Source organism: Candidatus Obscuribacterales bacterium (genome assembly GCA_036703605.1).
Classification (GTDB): domain Bacteria; phylum Cyanobacteriota; class Cyanobacteriia; order RECH01; family RECH01; genus RECH01.
Genome location: DATNRH010000709.1, coordinates 1 through 16157 on the forward strand (window position 1 = coordinate 1; position 16157 = coordinate 16157).

The following is a 16157-nucleotide window of genomic DNA, read 5'->3' on the forward strand; positions in this document are numbered from 1 at the left end:
GCTTAGTTTACTGGTTCTTTTGCCGGTTGGGGCGCTGTCGATCGCCTTCAAGATGTTGATGACGATGCCTGAGAGCACGAGCTGCCCTCGCTATTTTGACCCTGAGCATTCCGATAGCCTGAGACTTTACTGTGCCCAGCAGCTTGCGGATGAGGGAACATCGGATAGTCTTCAACGGGCGATCGCTCTTGTCGATCGCATTCCCAGCAATAGCCCCAGCCGTAACCAAGGCGATCGCCTCGTGCAAGATTGGTCTGTGGCATTACTAGAACTAGCAGAGGAACAGTTTCAGACTGGGCACCTGGATGAAGCGGTGGAGTTGGCCCAAGAGGTTCCCCCAAACACGGACGCCTACCGTACAGCTCGCGATCGCATCGATGCTTGGCAAGCGCTTTGGCAAGAGGCGGAAGCGATCTACAGTCGAGCCGATGATGCTATTGCGCTAGGCAATTGGGATGTGGCGTTAAGTCGAGGTCGAGACCTGCTGACGCTAGATAATCAGTATTGGGCCATGGAGCGTTATCCCGAGCTAGCGCGGCGAGCCCAAGAAGGGCGCGAACAGGATCAGTGGCTGGCGGATGCGGCCAAACGCCGTCGCACTAATCTGACGACTTCGACAGAGGGACGACGCACCCAGTGGGAGCAGGAGCGGGATCAGCGAGATTTGCAAATTCTTCAAGAGGCTCAAGCTCTGGCTCAATCGAGCAACGTAGACGATCTGCGGGAAGCGATCGTCAATGCTCGGCGCATCATCTGGGGGACGCCTCACTATGACCAAGCTCAATCGTTAATTATCACCTGGCAGGCTCAGGTGCAGGCGATCGAAGATGCTCCTAGACTAGAGCAGGCGCGGCAGCTTGCTAGCTCAGGAGAGGTTGAGGATTTAGAAAGCGCCATTCGCGAGGCTCGGCGTATTCCTAGCTATCGATCGCTTCATCCTGAGGCTCAGTCCCATATCCAAGTGTGGCAACAGCAAATTCGAGAGATGGCGGCTGAATCCATGACACCACCAGTTCAGGAGGCCATGGATGAACGCCTAGCGCCATGGTCGCCGCCGGAGGATCCGCGATCGCCCCTGAACCCTGACTGGAACCCCGACCAGGATGAGCGCTTCCCGGATGCCTATGGAGAGCCGATCGGGGAGCCGCAAGAGAGTGGCGGCTAAAAGATTTACTCCAAGGGTGCATTCACTTTTGTAGCTCTCACCCTAAATCCCTCTCCCAGAGCAGGAGAAGAACCTTGAGTATGCCCCCCTTCTCCCGCTTTGGGAGAAGGGGGGCATGAGGGTCAACGTGCGCAACTGGGATGCACCCTACTCCAATTCTTGTTCTAGAACGGCAGCGATCGCCTTTTGCGACGAGGTTTGAAACTCTTGGACATTGACTCGGGCAAGTAAGCCCATAGCTACGAGCATTCCTATAGCTTCCAAACCAAACACTAGGGCAAAGGCTGGATAGGTTTGCGTAAACACACTGCGACCAATATCTAGCAAGGCTCCACCCAGCAGCGTAGCAGTACCCTGGGCTATAGCTTGGGCCAGCCCCCATGCCCCCACAAAGGTACCGGCTGTTTCCGCTGCTGTTAGGTCAAGCATCAGGCTGACGGCGCTATTGGTCAAAATGCCTGAGGATAGACCAAACAGCAGCACCGCTAGTTTGAGGAGTCCTTGGGTTTGGGTGATGCCCGACAGGAGGACTAAGCCAAAGCACATTGCGGTCAAAAAGCAACCTAGCTGGGCTGAACGTTTTTTGCCCAGCTTCGGCACAATCCAAAACCCTGATAGGGCCATGCCCGCCAAGATGCCATAGCCCCAATATTTGTTGAGCCCAGCACTCTCGCCAATGGTCATTTGAAACACCTCGCGGGCATAGGGTTCTAAAACCGGCTGCTGGAGGAATAGGCTAATGGTCATCATCAGCAAAAAGCCGAAGAAAATACCGGTTTGGCGAGAGGCGGTCAAAATCCGCAGCGATCGCCCTAGGGTAATCTGCTCTTCTCGATCGGCTACGGTGGAGCGCAGGGCATAGCGAGAATATTTCTTTTCGACGCCAGCGGTAGCGATCACCGTCAGCCCGACGACCACTATGGGAAACAGAATGAAGAGGCGGTTAATGCCGGACTGCAGCGTATCGGGCGTCATGCCTGACAGCATCACCTCGCCAACGATCGCCCCGACGACAATCCCCACCATCAGCATGGCCCAGACAATGCCCACCAATTTGGAGCGGTTATCTTCATCGGAAATATCCACCAGCAGGGCGGTGAAGGGCGTCGAACTGGCGCTAATACACAGTCCATAGCATCCAAACATCAGCGCCAGTAACCCAACCCAGCCATAGGTTGGCGCTGCCCAACCCGCCGTTTCAATACTAGCTCCCAGTTGCCAGACCACCTGCACCGCCAGAAATAGGCAAATAACTTGCAGCATCATGCCGATCCATACATAGCCCGTGCGGTGATGTCCATAAATCGGCCGTGAGTCGGACAGTTGGCCAAACCAAATCCGGGCCGGAGCCACCAACTGATACATGGCGAGCGTCCCTGCTGCCAGAACGCCTGGAATGCGCAGCTCCGAAATCATTACCTGGTTCAACACTCCTAGGGTGAGCAAGGACAATAGCCCCAGCCCTAGCTTGAAGAGACCAAGACGGAACATGGTAAACAGCGTAATTTTCGGACGGCTTGGAGCCATCACATCTCCAAGCGGTGGGTTCGATAAATGTTCAGTTGCCATAGTGCAGAAGAGTTGTAGAGGTGAAACGATTATGGACAGCTAAACCATGGATGGAGATAGATGGTTATCTAATACGATAGCGGGCCTTGGTGTATGACGCGATCGCAGGATTGACCACAAGACTCACCACAGGATTCACCGCATTATCCCATCGTCTATCACCTAGCCCATAAGGAGCCAGGATGCCTCCCCATCGCTGTTCGGGTCGGGGTCACCAATCAGAAAGTCAGGGTAGTTCCACGGAGGTGGGCTTGGCAATGTGGGGCAGCCCCCAGCCTAGCTTCTCCCGTAGGATCTGGAAGAATTCCGGAGGGCGCAGCCGGATGAACTTGGCACTATAGGGCGATCGCATCACCTGCACCCGGTCTTCGGGGAGAACATAACAGCCAGCATTGCCATCCACCACCATCACCAAGCGATCGGGGTTGGCAGGGTGAATGACCACGACTTCATGGTCAGAAAACACTAAGGCTCGGGACGCAAGGGAATGGGGGCAAATGGGAATCAATTGTAGCACCGGCACCCCTGGTGCAATCACAGGGCCACCGGCTGAAAGCGCGTAGGCCGTGGATCCCGTGGGGGTAGACACAATCACCCCATCAGCAGCAATATCAACGGGAGCATGGCGACCAATGGCAATTTCAAAATGACACATGCTGGTGAGGGGTTCTCGGTGTAGCACCATTTCGTTTAAGCACAGCGCCTCCCATGCCAACTGGTCGTTGTGAAACATTTGCACCACCAGCATGACACGATGCTCAATGGTGTAGTCACCGCTGAGGACACAGTCGATCGCTTGGGGCAGTTGGTTGAGATAGGCTTCGGTCAAAAAGCCCATATGCCCGGTATTGATGGTGAGCAGAGGTACTCCAGTGGGCGCAACCTGTCGGGCGGCAGCCAGCACCGTGCCATCTCCTCCTAGCACCATGGCAAAATCCATGTCGGCATCAAAATGGGGCGGAACTAAATCCTCGATGGGAGTTCGCTGAACAGGACAATCAGGGCTGGAGTAGCCAAGGATACCTCCCGCTCCTGATAGCCGATGCACGTCATATCCTAACTGGCGGAGCTTTTCGTCTAGCTCCGTGGCAACTCGACAGGCGACCGGCTTCGTATCGTTATATATAATGCCTACTTTGGGCACGCGCAACGTCCAAATTTATAATCAGATGGTTATGAATGAGCTGTCTCACATCGGGTTTTAGCCGAAGACAGGCAATGGCGCAAGATTGGAACCAACGCATTCAGTCTAGATCGAGTCACCCTATGGGGATCAACCTCAGTCCATGAACCGTCGCCTCCTCCGGGTGTCGGTCTAGGTTGGGCGGCACTCATTTGCGCTTCTATCTAGATTAGTGTGCTTTGCACTGCTTTGAACAGCCACCTCCCAAGTCTGCTAAACCACCGAGACCACAACGCGATCGCCATTAGGGTTTCCAATCTCAATCATCAGAAACTCCGATGCTGTGGTGGGAGGATCTTAGGGCTGAAAACCTAGACACCATATATATCAATATTTTGAGCGATCGCCTTTCGTTTTGAAGACAACAGCCTGAAGCTTGGAGGCGGCTCGAATCGCCCACATCCGTCCTTCGACTTGTTGTCGAACCCTTCATATTTTGTTACAAAGAGAGCAGATGGCTTGTAGGCAGGATACTGCATGTTTGGTGGATTGACTGGATTTGCAAATGGCTCCAAGACCGACGTTGGAGAACAGATGTTGAATGCGGCGGCGAGTCAGTCGATCCGTCACTTGTTTTCCAAAAGTGATGCGGTCGATGTCGCTGTTCGTTGCTACCCATCCAGTAAGCTACTGCAGGGCAGCATTGACAGCTTCAAAATGACAGGACGCGGCCTGGTGATTCGCCGTCAGTTTGCGGTGGAGGAAATGTCCTTTGAGACCGACGCAGTCGCTTTAGATGTCGGAGGCATTTTTGCAGGACAAATTCGTCTGCGCCAGCCCACCCAGGCTGTGGCTCAGGTGGTGCTGTCGGAACAGGCGATCAACGATGCCTTCACGGCCGATTTAGTCGAAAAGCGCCTAAAGAACGTCGATCTGGAGGTGCTCACCCAGCTTTCCGGTGGAGAACCCGTATCGTTTCGCGACGTGGTGGTGACGCTGCTGCCGGACAATCGGGTGGCGATCGCTGCCAAGACCGACTTGCCCAATCGTCAAGATGTACCCATTTCCATGAAGGCCACCTTGATGATTGAAAAACGGCGACGGCTGCGATTTGGCGAGGCAGAATTTTGGGATGAGGCAGTGCCCGCTGAAGTGCGATCGCTCTCGGAAACCTTGACTATGGCCTTTGCCGAAGTTCTCAATGAAATGGTAGATCTAGATCGGTTTGACCTCGATGGCGTCAAGCTACGCCTCAACCGATTGGAGGTTGAGGGGAAAAATCTAGTCCTGAGCGGGTATGCTCAGATTGACCATTTTCCAGGTATTCGTTAGTGCCTGATTCGGCGATGCCAGTTCAAGATTTTTTGTCGCTCGGGGGAGTCGTCATGATTCCCCTGATTGCTCTATCGATGTTAGCGTTGACGCTGATTTTAGAACGGCTGATCTTTTGGGGGCGAATCACGGGCCGCCAAACCCGCATTGCCCAAGAAGCGATCGCCCTCTATGCTCGTAACCCAGCCCAAGCGTTTCAACTGCTGAAGCGCAACCGGCAGCTTCCGATCGCCCGAGTTTTCTTGGCGGCTCTGCAGCTAGAGCAAGCCAACCCCGACGACTTTCGCCTAGCTTTGGAAACCGCTGCCCAGGCAGAGCTTCCCACCCTCAAGCGCTTCAATACCATTTTTGAAACGGTGATCAGCGTTGCGCCCCTCTTGGGCCTGCTGGGCACTATTTTGGGCTTAATGGAGGCCTTTGCCGCCCTACGGGTGGGCGACATTGGCGGCACCGAAACCCTCGACGTTACGGCGGGGATCAGCCGCGCCCTAATTTCCACCGCATCGGGTCTGGTGGTGGCCATCAGCACTCTCTTCTTTGCCAATCTGTTTCGCGGGCTGTATCTACGGCAGCGCGCCCTGATCTTGGAATATGGCGGACATCTAGAGCTGCTCCACCGTCGATACCATCGCGCTGGAGGGGCACCCTATGCAGCTCCCTGAGGAAACCGATGCACCACCTCAGATCAACATCGTACCGATGATTGACGCCATCTTCGCGGTGCTAGCCTTTTTCATCATGTCCACCTTGTTTCTCACCCGCTCCCAAGGGTTGCCGGTGACCTTGCCCGATGCGGCCACCAGCGAAACCCAGGTTCAGGAGCAATGGGTGGTAACCCTAGACGCTCAAGGACGGGTGTTTCTCAATCAAGCGCCCGTGGCGGTGGATCAGCTCGCAGCCCAAGTGCGATCGCAACTTACCGATACAGATCCCTTGGTGATCATCCAAGCGGATGCAGCCACCCCCCATGGGTTAGTGGTGCAGGTGATGGATGAATTGCGTACCTTGGAGGGTGTGCGGCTAGCGATCGCTACCCAACGCCCCTAGGTTAGATCTGGCACCAGGGGAAGCTGCACGTCTTGATTGAGGCGCTCTAGGTTAGCCGGGTCGATCGTACCCTGCACTAGGAAGCGATAGGTTTCCTGGTACATCGTTTGCCAATAGCGATTGCTCATGTTTTGGCTAACCTCTGTGGGATCGACCATGGGATGGGGAACAAGGTCACCTGCAGAATACAGGTAAGAATAATGACCTTGAGCTTCCCCTCCTAGTTTTTGAGTAAATTTCTCATTGGTAGACAGATCAGCCGCATCTTCATTCTCAGTCAAGATCAAGCAGGTGGGAATGCGGCGTAGGGTACGTATACTTTCAGGACGCAGGACAAAGTCTCCAAAGCGGTTATTCGCCGTAAAGCAACCCACCGGAAAGCGTAGCGATGGATCCCAACCCGCTTCCTGTAAATCCAAGGGCCCAGCAATGTTGACATAGAGTTCGTTGTCCTTGCCATGGATTTCTAGCAGGGGCGCGTAGGCAACCACCCGCTGAATGCGATCGGGCTGATCCGCCGCCAGGGCCAGCGCAACGGCACCCCCCACGGATAGACCGATGGTGTAGATTGCTCCCGGCATGGCGTCGAGTTCCGTCAACCGCGATCGCGCCTCTATCAGATAATTCTCATGGGACGAGGTGAAATAGCGATCGAAGTTAGGGTTATCATAATCCTCCAGCGCTTTTTTGATCTGGAATAATTCAGGCTCAATCCTGAGCAATCGAGCTGCCAAGGCGGCCTGCTGGAGGGGATTAGGATGCTTGATCTGATCTGGATCACCACCCATCATCTGGGTCAGCATGCCCATGAGCACCGGATCTTGCTTGACCTTGCGCTTCAGAGGTTCGGCATACTCGGGCTTGAGGTCAATTTGCGGCCAATAGCGATCGGCAGGTAAGAAGCTATGTCCAGCTAAGCTAGCTTGGTAGACATTAAACCCACTGCGGAACAGATAGTCTGCCAAGCGCCACATTTGATGGGGGCGGGCGCTGAAGCCATGGAACAGCATAACTGTCCCGAAAATTGGCTGACCAGGTTCATGGAATAGGTAGTAGGGATAGGCTCCATTCCGGCGATCGGGATTTTGGTCAATAGAGGTAATATAGTGATCGATCGCAGCCTTGGTGCGGGCGATCTGATCGGCGTTGGGGGTCACACGGATCGGCGTTGTGGTCGTCATAACACGTTTTTGAGGGTAGTTTTTGAGGGAGTACAAGAGGTTCGATCACCATCCCATGAAACCATGGGGGAAACTGGAATCACTATAGACAAGCGATCGCTGGGTTGACGGATCGACCATGCCACTTTGATAATCGGTCTGACCCCATCGGGCCCGATCGCTCACTCAGAGGCAACTGGCATGAAGACAACGTCGCCCACTATTCTGGCACTTGATTTTGATGGTGTCTTGTGCGATGGACTAATTGAATATGTTCAGACGGCATGGCAAGCCTATAGCCGCATCTGGTCGCCGGGATCAGATCAGCCACCGGCAGGTCTAGCTGAGCGCTTTTACCGCCTGCGTCCGGTGGTGGAGACGGGCTGGGAGATGCCGCTGCTGCTGCGATCGCTCCTATTGGGAAGTGCCGATGCCGACATTCTGAACGACTGGCCCACCCTCGCCCACGATCTGGTCACCGCTGAGCAACTGGACAGTGCCCACCTAGCTGCCACCGTGGATGGCGTTCGGGATGAGTGGATTGCCCGAGACGTAGACCATTGGCTAGCCCAGCATCGCTTCTATCCTGGGGTGATCGCCCGATTGCAGGAGGCGATCGCTGAATGTACCGTGGCGATTGTCACGACCAAGGAAGGACGATTTGTCACGCAACTCTTGCAGCAGCAAGGTATTCAGCTTGATCCATCCGTGATCCTAGGTAAAGAAGTTAAGCAACCTAAGTATCAAACCCTACGCCAGTTGCGATCGCGCTATGGAAGCCAAAGTGTCATTTGGTTTGTAGAAGATCGCCTCAAGGCATTACAGTCGGTGCAGGGGCAGTCTGATCTGCATGACGTGCACCTATTTCTTGCCGACTGGGGATACAACACCGAGAGCGATCGCGCCCTAGCCCAGCAGTCTGCTGCCATTGATCTAATCTCCCTAGCCACCTTCAGTCAACCGTTTAGTCATTGGCCGAGTCATCGGGGTGGTTCTGCTTCAACTTGAGGGGGGCTGATCCATCTTGATTCTCAGCAGGATCCTCAGCGGGATCGTCACCTGCCGCATCACGGAGGGGTGAACCATTGAGATCGCCAGGTAAAAGCCCCAAGCGCATGCCCTCCATCTCGCTACAGATACGATAGGTATTGCGCCCCTGTCGCTTGGCTTCATAGAGGGCGGAGTCGGCCATGCGAATCAGAATTTCTGGAAAGTTATTGCGGGTAGGAATATAGGTGGCAACACCAATACTAATAGTGACGTGGGAGGAAATTTGGGTGACTTCGTGACGGATTTCCATGGCCCGAACGCCTGCCCCAATGGTTTTAGCCACCTGGATGGCTCCCTCTTGCTCCGTATTCGGCAAGATCACCGCAAATTCCTCACCGCCATAGCGAGCCACTAGATCCGCTGGCCGTTTGACCAACTGGCTGATCAAATTGGCCACCATCCGCAGGCAGCGATCGCCCTCTTGGTGACCGTGGGTATCGTTGTAATACTTGAAGAAATCAATATCACACATGAGCAACGAGAGGGGTTGGCGATCGCGCATCAGCCTGCGCCACTCATGGTCTAGATATTGATCAAACCGGCGGCGGTTGGCAACCTGGGTAAGACCATCCAAAAACGCAATGCGCTGCAGTTTCTGATTGGCTTGCTTCAACTCTTCGTGCAGTTCGGCCTGCTGGATAGCAATGCTAAATTGAGTCGCCAGTTGCTGCAGCAAGCGCACTTCTCCCGGCTTCCAATGGCGAATAACCTTGCACTGCTGTACAATCATCAGCCCCCACAGCGTTTCCCCCTGAAGCAGCGGCACCACAAGCTGAGCCCGGATGTTGAAATATTCCAAAAATTCTTGCTGATGGGGCTTCAGGGACTGCGCGTAGATATCCTCCACCGCCAGCACTCGGCCATTTTGGTAGAGCGACAGGTATTTTTTCTCCAGCGTCCAGGGATCACGAACAATCCAACCCAGCATCGAGATCTGGTCATTGGCCAAGGATTCTTCAATCACCAATCCCGTGCCGTCGGCTTCCAGATGCTGAATAATGACCCGATCCACCTCCAGCAGGTTGCGAATATCGGTGGTGATAGTGGTGAGAATTTCATCCAGCTTTAGCGACTGGCGAATATGTTGAGCGATCGCCCCTAGCACCTGCTCGCGATGCACCTGCTCCCGCAACTCCTGTTCCACCCGCTTGCGATCGGTAATATCGCGATTACTCGACCGGATGCCTCGCCATTCCCCCTGATCGCTATAGACCGGCTGCGACATGTGCGATAGCCAACGCACATGCCCACTGCGCGTCACGATCCGAAAGTCGAGGGAGGTAGGAGCATTCATCGCCTGGGTTTGGGCCATGCCTACCTGGGGGCGATCGTCGGGATATACTAGTTGCTCTAACAGGCTGGGATCTTGAACAAATTCACTCACGCTATAGCCGGTTAACCGTTGACAGGAGGGAGACATGTAGAGAAATTGCCCATCTGGGCCCACCCAATATTCCCAGTCTTCGGTGAAATCTGCCACGGTGCGGAAGCGTTCTTCACTGTCACGTAGAGCCAGTTCAGCCCGTTTGCGATCGCTCACGTCTTGAATCAACACATAAAACCCCGCCCCCTGGGGCTGCTGTTGGGGAATGTAGTCTACCTGCATATCATGAAAGCGCCCAGCGGCATCAGCTAGGGACATTTCAAACTGTAGGGTGCGCCCCATGAGCACACCGTTAATGTAAGGCAAAATCGTATCGTAGACATCAGAAGGCATCACCTCTTGCAGCGATCGCCCAAGAATTTGATCCGTTCGTCGATTAAACCACGTCGCATAGCGCTGGTTGACAAACTGATGGCGCTGCTGAGCATCAATTTGGGCAATCATCACGGGCACGGAGTCGGTAATCTGACGCAGTTGGGCTTCTCGTTCCTGCAGAGACTCTTCTGCTTGGTGCCGTTCTGTGGTGTCACGGCCGACTGACTGAAAGCGCAACAGGTTACCCATTTCATCAAAAATGGCGCGATCGCTCCACAGTTGCCAGCGATATTCACCATTGGCCGCCACTACCTGATGCTCCATCATCTGCATGGGGGTGGTGGGGGTGAGATGTTTGAGATGTTGGGTGAGCTGGCGGCGATCGGGGCGGGGTAGAAAATCAAAAATATTGTGTTGATAAACTTGGTCAGGGACAATGCCAAAGTACTGGCAGTAGGCTGGGTTGACTCGCGTCAGTTGCCCATCCGGCAGAAACTCACACAGCAACTCATCAGGCTCATTCATCGCATCATGTTGCTGGATGCCCGGGTGCAGATGGGCGATGGTGGTCACGGATGGAATGCGCGATCGCCACGCAATGGGGTTGCCATGCTGGACGAGATCAGCGTGATGGACAACACCAATTAAATGGCGCTTGGGGCAAAAAACGACGAGATGGTCAAGCTCCAGTTGCGCCATATGTCGCTGGGCCCGCCATAGGGAATCTTGCATTCCGATGAGTAGGTCAATGGGCTGCATAATGGCGGCGGCTGGCGTGCGACTGGCACAGCCTGCTAGGGTCACTTGGGCTAGGTCACTGGGGGTAATGATGCCCACAGGGTAGCGTTTGAATGGTACCTGAGAGGCTGTTTGGCGATTGGGTCGTGACTCGACCACCACTGCACAGGTCGACTGGGTCAACGCCATGCGCCGGGCAATATCTTGTAGGGAGGTGTAGGTCGTGACTTGCATCACCTGGGTGTCCATGATGTCGGCCACCAGCTGCAGCTTGAGTAAATCAACGGTGCGCAACTTGTCCTTGAGGCGATCGCCCCAAATAAGACCCAGTAAAGCTTGCTGATCATCAACAACCAAAACCACCGATGTGCCTTTACTTTGCATGGGTTCTAGCACATGGCGAATGTGGCTAAACTGTCGGATATTTAGGGTTGCAACGGCATGAAGATGCAGATCCCCAATCTTGACATCCCGTAAATTCTCCCAGGTGGCGATCGCTTGAATCAAATCGAGGGGGAGCAGTACCCCCAACCAATGCTCTGCCAAGGCCACGACCAGAGGACGCATAGACGCTGCTGAGGGTGGCGCACTAGAGTCTGGAGTCATGAGCGCCAAGGCATCCGCAAGGGAAGTGTTGGGTGATGCCACGAGTGGGGCATGATCCATCACGCGATTGAGGAATGCGAGTGGAAAACCAGCGTTGTAAGCCATCCGACTACCATCAAAGGAATTAGATGCGCTGATGATTGGTGCAACTCCAGGGAGTCACAATGTTCAACGGGGCAGACAAGAATCATCGTTACTGGACGCTAATCCAACCTAGCCTTGGGGCAGCCATTGGGGCAGCCCTGACCCAGGCAAGCATGGATTGTGCGGAAACGGGTAGACTCCAACATCTAGCTCCTGTTGCTACTGTCGCTATGAAGTAGTTGCCATGGCGTAACAGTCGAGAAGCAGATATTCAACGGTAGTGCATCATTCAAAAACAATGCATCCTAACTTATACGTAGCTGAGCTACCTGAATCCGAGCGAATTCTAACCATGTCATAAGCTTGATCAGAGACAATCGTCTATCTTTGGGACTAGAGTACCCCAGTCATCAGAGGTCTAGAACACATACGGCTAACCTAGCAACCCTGAGAGCATCCCATGATAGGAGCTAGGGTTCAGTTAACACTAGATGCCACTCCCCATCTTGAGTATGCCATGCGGGCATCGGAGTTTGTCCGACCACAAAGGGGCCCCAATAGTGCCGGGAGCCATCTTGGGCAAAAGCCACCACAATATCCCCTGGCTGAATGGACAGCTCTTGATCCGGCAGCGATAACATCAGGCCGCGGGCGCTGCCTTCGGCAGGAGCAAAGTCCCAATGCACTGGTTCGGCAAAGGGGTTAGGGCTAGCTGTTGGTGGTGAGGTCTCGGACATCCTTGTGTCTAGGTCAGGGATGGTGCTTGTATCTGCACCGCCCGGACGGGACAAGAGCGCCACCCGTACGGGATAGATCGAGCGATTGCTGACGCGCAGGTGACCGCGCAGGTCTGCATTGGCCGGTATGCTATCGGGAGGGACAAGGAACTGATCATCTGCCGTAGCCGGAAAAACTTGAGGTATCTCGTTGGTGATGGATGGCAGCGATCGCTCTGCAGGGGAAGCATCATCCATGCCAGGAACAGTATCGGGCTGAACGGGCTCAATCTGAATGGAGAGGTCAAACGGTCTGAAGACCCAAGCCAATAGGGCAAGTCCGATCACACCAACCACAGCAGGGTAGACCCATAGCTTAAAATCCTTGGTCACCATCTCCCCTCTGTCTCACCCCCTGCATGTAGTCTATCTTTACTCTAGTGAGTAGATGGGGACTTCGGGGAACTCTTCTGGACAACTTTATGATTTTTTTGCCTCGCCCTGATGGTTTTATCCAAGATAGATGAATCTTGATGCCATAGCTGAGTGGGTTGTATGGGTCAACAGCCTATGCTGTAGAACTATGCTGTACGTCAGATGTAGGGCATGAACATAGATAGGGTTATCTAGATGTGTTAGACGTAAATGAGCAGAGCGAGGCGATCGCAGATGAGTCAACATAAATCATGGCGTTGGGTGGGCTGCTCCATGGGGGGGCTAGCGCTGGCGTTGGGGAGTATTCTTGTCCATGTTCCGGCAAGCTCTGCTCAGGATCCGCCACTTGGGCCGATAGCGCAAACCCTCAACCTAGGTACGGCAGAAGACCAGTTCAATCTTGGCCTGCAGGCGATTCAGCAAGGACAGCTTGAGGCAGCGATCGCCGCTTTTCGCCAAGCCACGCAGCTCGATCCAGCCATGGCCCCGGCTCACTACAATCTCGGCTTGGCCCTCCGCCAACAGGGGCAACTGCAGCCAGCGGCCGATGCGTTTTACAATGCCACGGTGGCCGATCCGCAGTTTACCTTAGCCTATGCCAACCTGGGCGCAGCGTTGCTGGAGGGCTTTAATTATGATCAAGCCTCCGACTATCTAGAATATGCCATCGCCTTGGATCCTACGATGGGCTTGGCTTACTACAACCTAGGCCTGGTGCGGCAACAGCAAGGGCGTTGGGACGAAGCGATCGCCGCCTTTGAACGCACCCTAGAACTCAGCCCCAATGTGCCAGAACCGCCCTACTATCTGGGCATGAGCTACCTACAGCAACAGCGGTTAGATGACGCCATTCCAGCCTTCCAGCGGGCGATCGCCATTAATCCTAACTACACCGAAGCCCACTACAGCCTAGGCACCATCTACCTGCAGCAAGGGCAACTGGAGGCGGCGATCGAGGCCTTTCGGCAGGCAGCAGAGTCCAATTCCAACTATCCCAATGCCTACTATGGAGCTGGGCTGGCGTTTATGCAGCAGGGCAAGTATGCCGATGCTCGCCAGGTGCTGGAATATGCGCGGGATTTGTTTTCTGCCCAGGGCAATCTTGAATGGGCTGCCAGTGCTGAGCGGTTAATGCAACAGGCCCAGAGTCAGCTCTAGAGATCCCCATGCCCCACCGTCCTATTTACCTCGATGCCCATGCCACCACGCCCTTGGATGAACGGGTGCTGCAGGCCATGCTGCCCTATTTCACCGACTACTATGGCAATCCCGCCAGCGCCACCCATCAGTATGGCTGGGAAGCCGAGGCAGCAGTGGAGCGATCGCGGCGGATTCTAGCAGAGGCGATCGGGGCCACACCGGAGGAACTGGTCTTTACCAGCGGCGCAACGGAAGCGAATAATTTGGCCATCAAAGGGGTCGCCGAGGCCTATTTCGCCCAGGGCAAGCATATGGTGACGGTGCAAACCGAGCATCGGGCGGTGCTCGATCCCTGTCAGTATCTAGAAACCTTGGGCTTTGAAATTACCTATCTGCCAGTGCAGCCCGATGGATTGATCGATCTAGGGCAATTGGCGGCGGCCCTGCGTCCAGATACTAGGTTGGTGTCGGTGATGGCGGCCAATAACGAAATTGGGGTGATCCAGCCCCTCGCAGACATCGGCCGCCTCTGCCACGATCGCGGCATTTTGTTCCATACGGATGCAGCCCAAGCGATTGCCAAGATGCCGCTGAATGTGCAAACCATGCAGATTGACCTGCTGTCGCTCACCGCCCATAAGGTCTACGGGCCCAAGGGCATTGGGGCGCTCTACGTGCGACGGCGCGATCCCCGAGTGCAGCTTGCTCCCCAGATGCACGGCGGTGGTCATGAACAAGGGCGGCGATCGGGCACCCTCTACCCTCCCCAGATTGTTGGTTTCGCGAAAGCCGTCGAAATTGGTTTAGCTGAGCTGGATTCAGAAACTCAACGTCTATGTCACCTACGCGATCGCCTTTGGACATCACTCAGGGATCTGGGGGGAGTTCACTTAAACGGACATCCCACCCAGCGCCTGCCCGGAAATCTGAATATCAGCCTTGAAGGTATGGATGGGCGAGCATTGCTGCGGGGGTTGCAGCCCCACGTGGCGGTGTCCTCTGGGTCAGCCTGCACGGCTGCCAAACCGTCCGCGTCCCACGTCCTCAAAGCATTAGGGCGATCGGATGCCCTAGCCCAAGCGTCCCTACGTTTTGGTTTAGGACGCTTGACCACCGACGCCGAGATCGATCAGACCATTCAGGTAGCGATCGCCACGATTCAGTCCTTGCGAGGGATTGCCGTGGACTAAGCGGAGATCCAGCGTCTACCCAATCCATCGACCAACCGCTCTGCTCAGAAAGAGATGTGTTAAGACTATTGGCAAGGCGTCACTGAAGGTATGTGGGCTAAGCTAGATTTGGAACGGTAGCTGTGGCAAGCCTGTACCCACATTGCTGCTTACCGTCGTACACCACGCTTAAGGAAAGCATAGAGTCATGGGGTTATTTGACCGTGTTAACCGGCTCGTTCGGGCTAACCTAAACGCGGCTGTCAGTTCAGCCGAAGATCCAGAAAAAATCTTGGATCAAGCAATTATTGATATGCAAGAAGACTTGGTGCAAATGCGCCAGGCCGTTGCGGGAGCGATCGCTAGCCAAAAACGCACCCAACAGCAGTACGACAAGTCTCAGTCTGAAGCCAATACCTGGTACCAACGGGCTCAATTGGCTATCCAAAAAGGGGATGAAAATCTGGCTCGCGAAGCCCTCAGTCGCCGTAAGTCGTTAGCGGATGCAGCGGGGTCGCTCAAGACTCAATTGGATCAACAGCTCACCAATGTTGATCAGCTCAAACGAAATTTGATTGCCCTAGAAGGCAAGATTTCGGAAGCCAAAACCAAGAAAGATATGCTCAAGGCTCGGGCCAGCGCGGCCAAGGCCAATGAGAAGCTGCAAAGCACGATGAATTCCATGGGCACCAGCGGCGCAATGGCTGCTTTTGAGCGCATGGAAGACAAGGTGCTGCAAATGGAAGCCCGTTCTCAGGCGGCCTATGAGCTGGGTAGCAATGATCTAGAAAATCAGTTTGCTGCCTTGGAATCGGGCAGTGATGTGGATGACGAATTAGCAGCCATGAAAGCCCAGCTCACCGGCGCTGCCCCTAGCCAAGGGCAACTACCTGCAGGAACAACCGGTGCCGCTGCCCCAGAAGATCAAGTGGTGGATGCCGAACTAGAAGCGCTGAAAACGCAACTGGATCAACTCTAAATCCCTCTAAGCCCGTGCAACTCTGGGTCTGTGTCACTCTAGGTCTTCCATCAACAGCTAGCTCATAGGGTTAAACGTCCCGCTTGTTGGTGGATGGCCATCCTTCTAGATCCTCCGGATAACGGGGGATTTTGAGTATGGAGAT

At 54.6% G+C, this 16157-nt stretch carries 13 protein-coding genes; 8 read left to right on the forward strand and 5 right to left on the reverse strand.

Annotation, left to right across the window (positions count from 1 at the left end; genetic code table 11):
• The coding region (locus tag V6D20_14895) for a hypothetical protein (protein ID HEY9817068.1) at positions 1-1165 on the forward strand (1165 nt) is incomplete at its 5' end.
• Between the two features lie 147 nt (positions 1166-1312).
• On the opposite strand, the gene V6D20_14900 is transcribed toward V6D20_14895, so the two are convergent.
• Positions 1313-2692 (reverse strand): BCD family MFS transporter, encoded by a 1380-nt coding sequence (locus tag V6D20_14900; protein ID HEY9817069.1) that lies wholly within the window; start codon positions 2690-2692, stop codon positions 1313-1315.
• A 268-nt stretch (positions 2693-2960) separates the two neighbouring features.
• Positions 2961-3878, reverse strand: a complete 918-nt coding sequence (locus V6D20_14905; protein HEY9817070.1) for an NAD(+) kinase — start codon at positions 3876-3878, stop codon at positions 2961-2963.
• A gap of 528 nt (positions 3879-4406) precedes the next feature.
• On the opposite strand from V6D20_14905, the gene V6D20_14910 reads away from it, so the two are divergent.
• From V6D20_14910 to V6D20_14920, 3 genes are read left to right on the forward strand one after another with little or no spacing between them, the layout of a single operon-like run.
• Entirely contained in the window at positions 4407-5189 is a 783-nt protein-coding gene (locus V6D20_14910) for a DUF2993 domain-containing protein (protein HEY9817071.1), read from the forward strand.
• A 53-nt stretch (positions 5190-5242) separates the two neighbouring features.
• Positions 5243-5851, forward strand: a complete 609-nt coding sequence (locus V6D20_14915) for a MotA/TolQ/ExbB proton channel family protein (protein HEY9817072.1) — start codon at positions 5243-5245, stop codon at positions 5849-5851.
• Positions 5838-6236, forward strand: a complete 399-nt coding sequence (locus tag V6D20_14920) for a biopolymer transporter ExbD (GenBank protein ID HEY9817073.1) — start codon at positions 5838-5840, stop codon at positions 6234-6236. The genes V6D20_14915 and V6D20_14920 overlap by 14 nt, the downstream gene beginning before the upstream one ends.
• On the opposite strand, the gene V6D20_14925 is transcribed toward V6D20_14920, so the two are convergent.
• Positions 6233-7417 (reverse strand): hypothetical protein, encoded by a 1185-nt coding sequence (locus V6D20_14925; protein HEY9817074.1) that lies wholly within the window; start codon positions 7415-7417, stop codon positions 6233-6235. The genes V6D20_14920 and V6D20_14925 overlap by 4 nt on opposite strands.
• Positions 7418-7597: 180 nt before the next feature.
• Here V6D20_14925 and V6D20_14930 point away from each other — a divergent pair, with 180 nt between their 5' ends.
• A complete protein-coding gene (locus tag V6D20_14930) occupies positions 7598-8404 on the forward strand; it encodes an HAD family hydrolase (protein HEY9817075.1) in 807 nt (268 codons plus the stop codon).
• Here the strand turns inward: V6D20_14930 and V6D20_14935 are convergent.
• Positions 8361-11549 carry a diguanylate cyclase gene (locus tag V6D20_14935; GenBank protein ID HEY9817076.1) on the reverse strand — a complete coding sequence of 1063 codons (3189 nt, stop codon included), beginning with the start codon at positions 11547-11549 and terminating at the stop codon, positions 8361-8363. The genes V6D20_14930 and V6D20_14935 overlap by 44 nt on opposite strands.
• Before the next feature lie 494 nt (positions 11550-12043).
• Entirely contained in the window at positions 12044-12685 is a 642-nt protein-coding gene (locus V6D20_14940; GenBank protein ID HEY9817077.1) for a hypothetical protein, read from the reverse strand.
• 273 nt (positions 12686-12958) lie between these two features.
• Here V6D20_14940 and V6D20_14945 point away from each other — a divergent pair, with 273 nt between their 5' ends.
• From V6D20_14945 to V6D20_14955, 3 genes are all read left to right on the forward strand, one after another.
• Entirely contained in the window at positions 12959-13882 is a 924-nt protein-coding gene (locus V6D20_14945; GenBank protein ID HEY9817078.1) for a tetratricopeptide repeat protein, read from the forward strand.
• An 8-nt stretch (positions 13883-13890) separates the two neighbouring features.
• Positions 13891-15054 carry an IscS subfamily cysteine desulfurase gene (locus V6D20_14950; protein HEY9817079.1) on the forward strand — a complete coding sequence of 388 codons (1164 nt, stop codon included), beginning with the start codon at positions 13891-13893 and terminating at the stop codon, positions 15052-15054.
• Positions 15055-15241: 187 nt separating this feature from the next.
• Positions 15242-16012, forward strand: coding sequence for a PspA/IM30 family protein (locus V6D20_14955; GenBank protein HEY9817080.1), 771 nt, complete (start codon positions 15242-15244; stop codon positions 16010-16012).
• Positions 16013-16157 lie beyond the last annotated feature (145 nt).

Coding starts and splice junctions, on each gene's coding strand:
- V6D20_14900 (HEY9817069.1), bottom strand. CDS start 2,692: ATGGCTCCAAGCCGTCCGAAAATTACGCTGTTTACCATGTTCCGTCTT.
- V6D20_14915 (HEY9817072.1), top strand. CDS start 5,243: ATGATTCCCCTGATTGCTCTATCGATGTTAGCGTTGACGCTGATTTTA.
- V6D20_14920 (HEY9817073.1), top strand. CDS start 5,838: ATGCAGCTCCCTGAGGAAACCGATGCACCACCTCAGATCAACATCGTA.
- V6D20_14925 (HEY9817074.1), bottom strand. CDS start 7,417: ATGACGACCACAACGCCGATCCGTGTGACCCCCAACGCCGATCAGATC.
- V6D20_14930 (HEY9817075.1), top strand. CDS start 7,598: ATGAAGACAACGTCGCCCACTATTCTGGCACTTGATTTTGATGGTGTC.
- V6D20_14935 (HEY9817076.1), bottom strand. CDS start 11,549: ATGGATCATGCCCCACTCGTGGCATCACCCAACACTTCCCTTGCGGAT.
- V6D20_14940 (HEY9817077.1), bottom strand. CDS start 12,685: ATGGTGACCAAGGATTTTAAGCTATGGGTCTACCCTGCTGTGGTTGGT.
- V6D20_14945 (HEY9817078.1), top strand. CDS start 12,959: ATGAGTCAACATAAATCATGGCGTTGGGTGGGCTGCTCCATGGGGGGG.
- V6D20_14950 (HEY9817079.1), top strand. CDS start 13,891: ATGCCCCACCGTCCTATTTACCTCGATGCCCATGCCACCACGCCCTTG.
- V6D20_14955 (HEY9817080.1), top strand. CDS start 15,242: ATGGGGTTATTTGACCGTGTTAACCGGCTCGTTCGGGCTAACCTAAAC.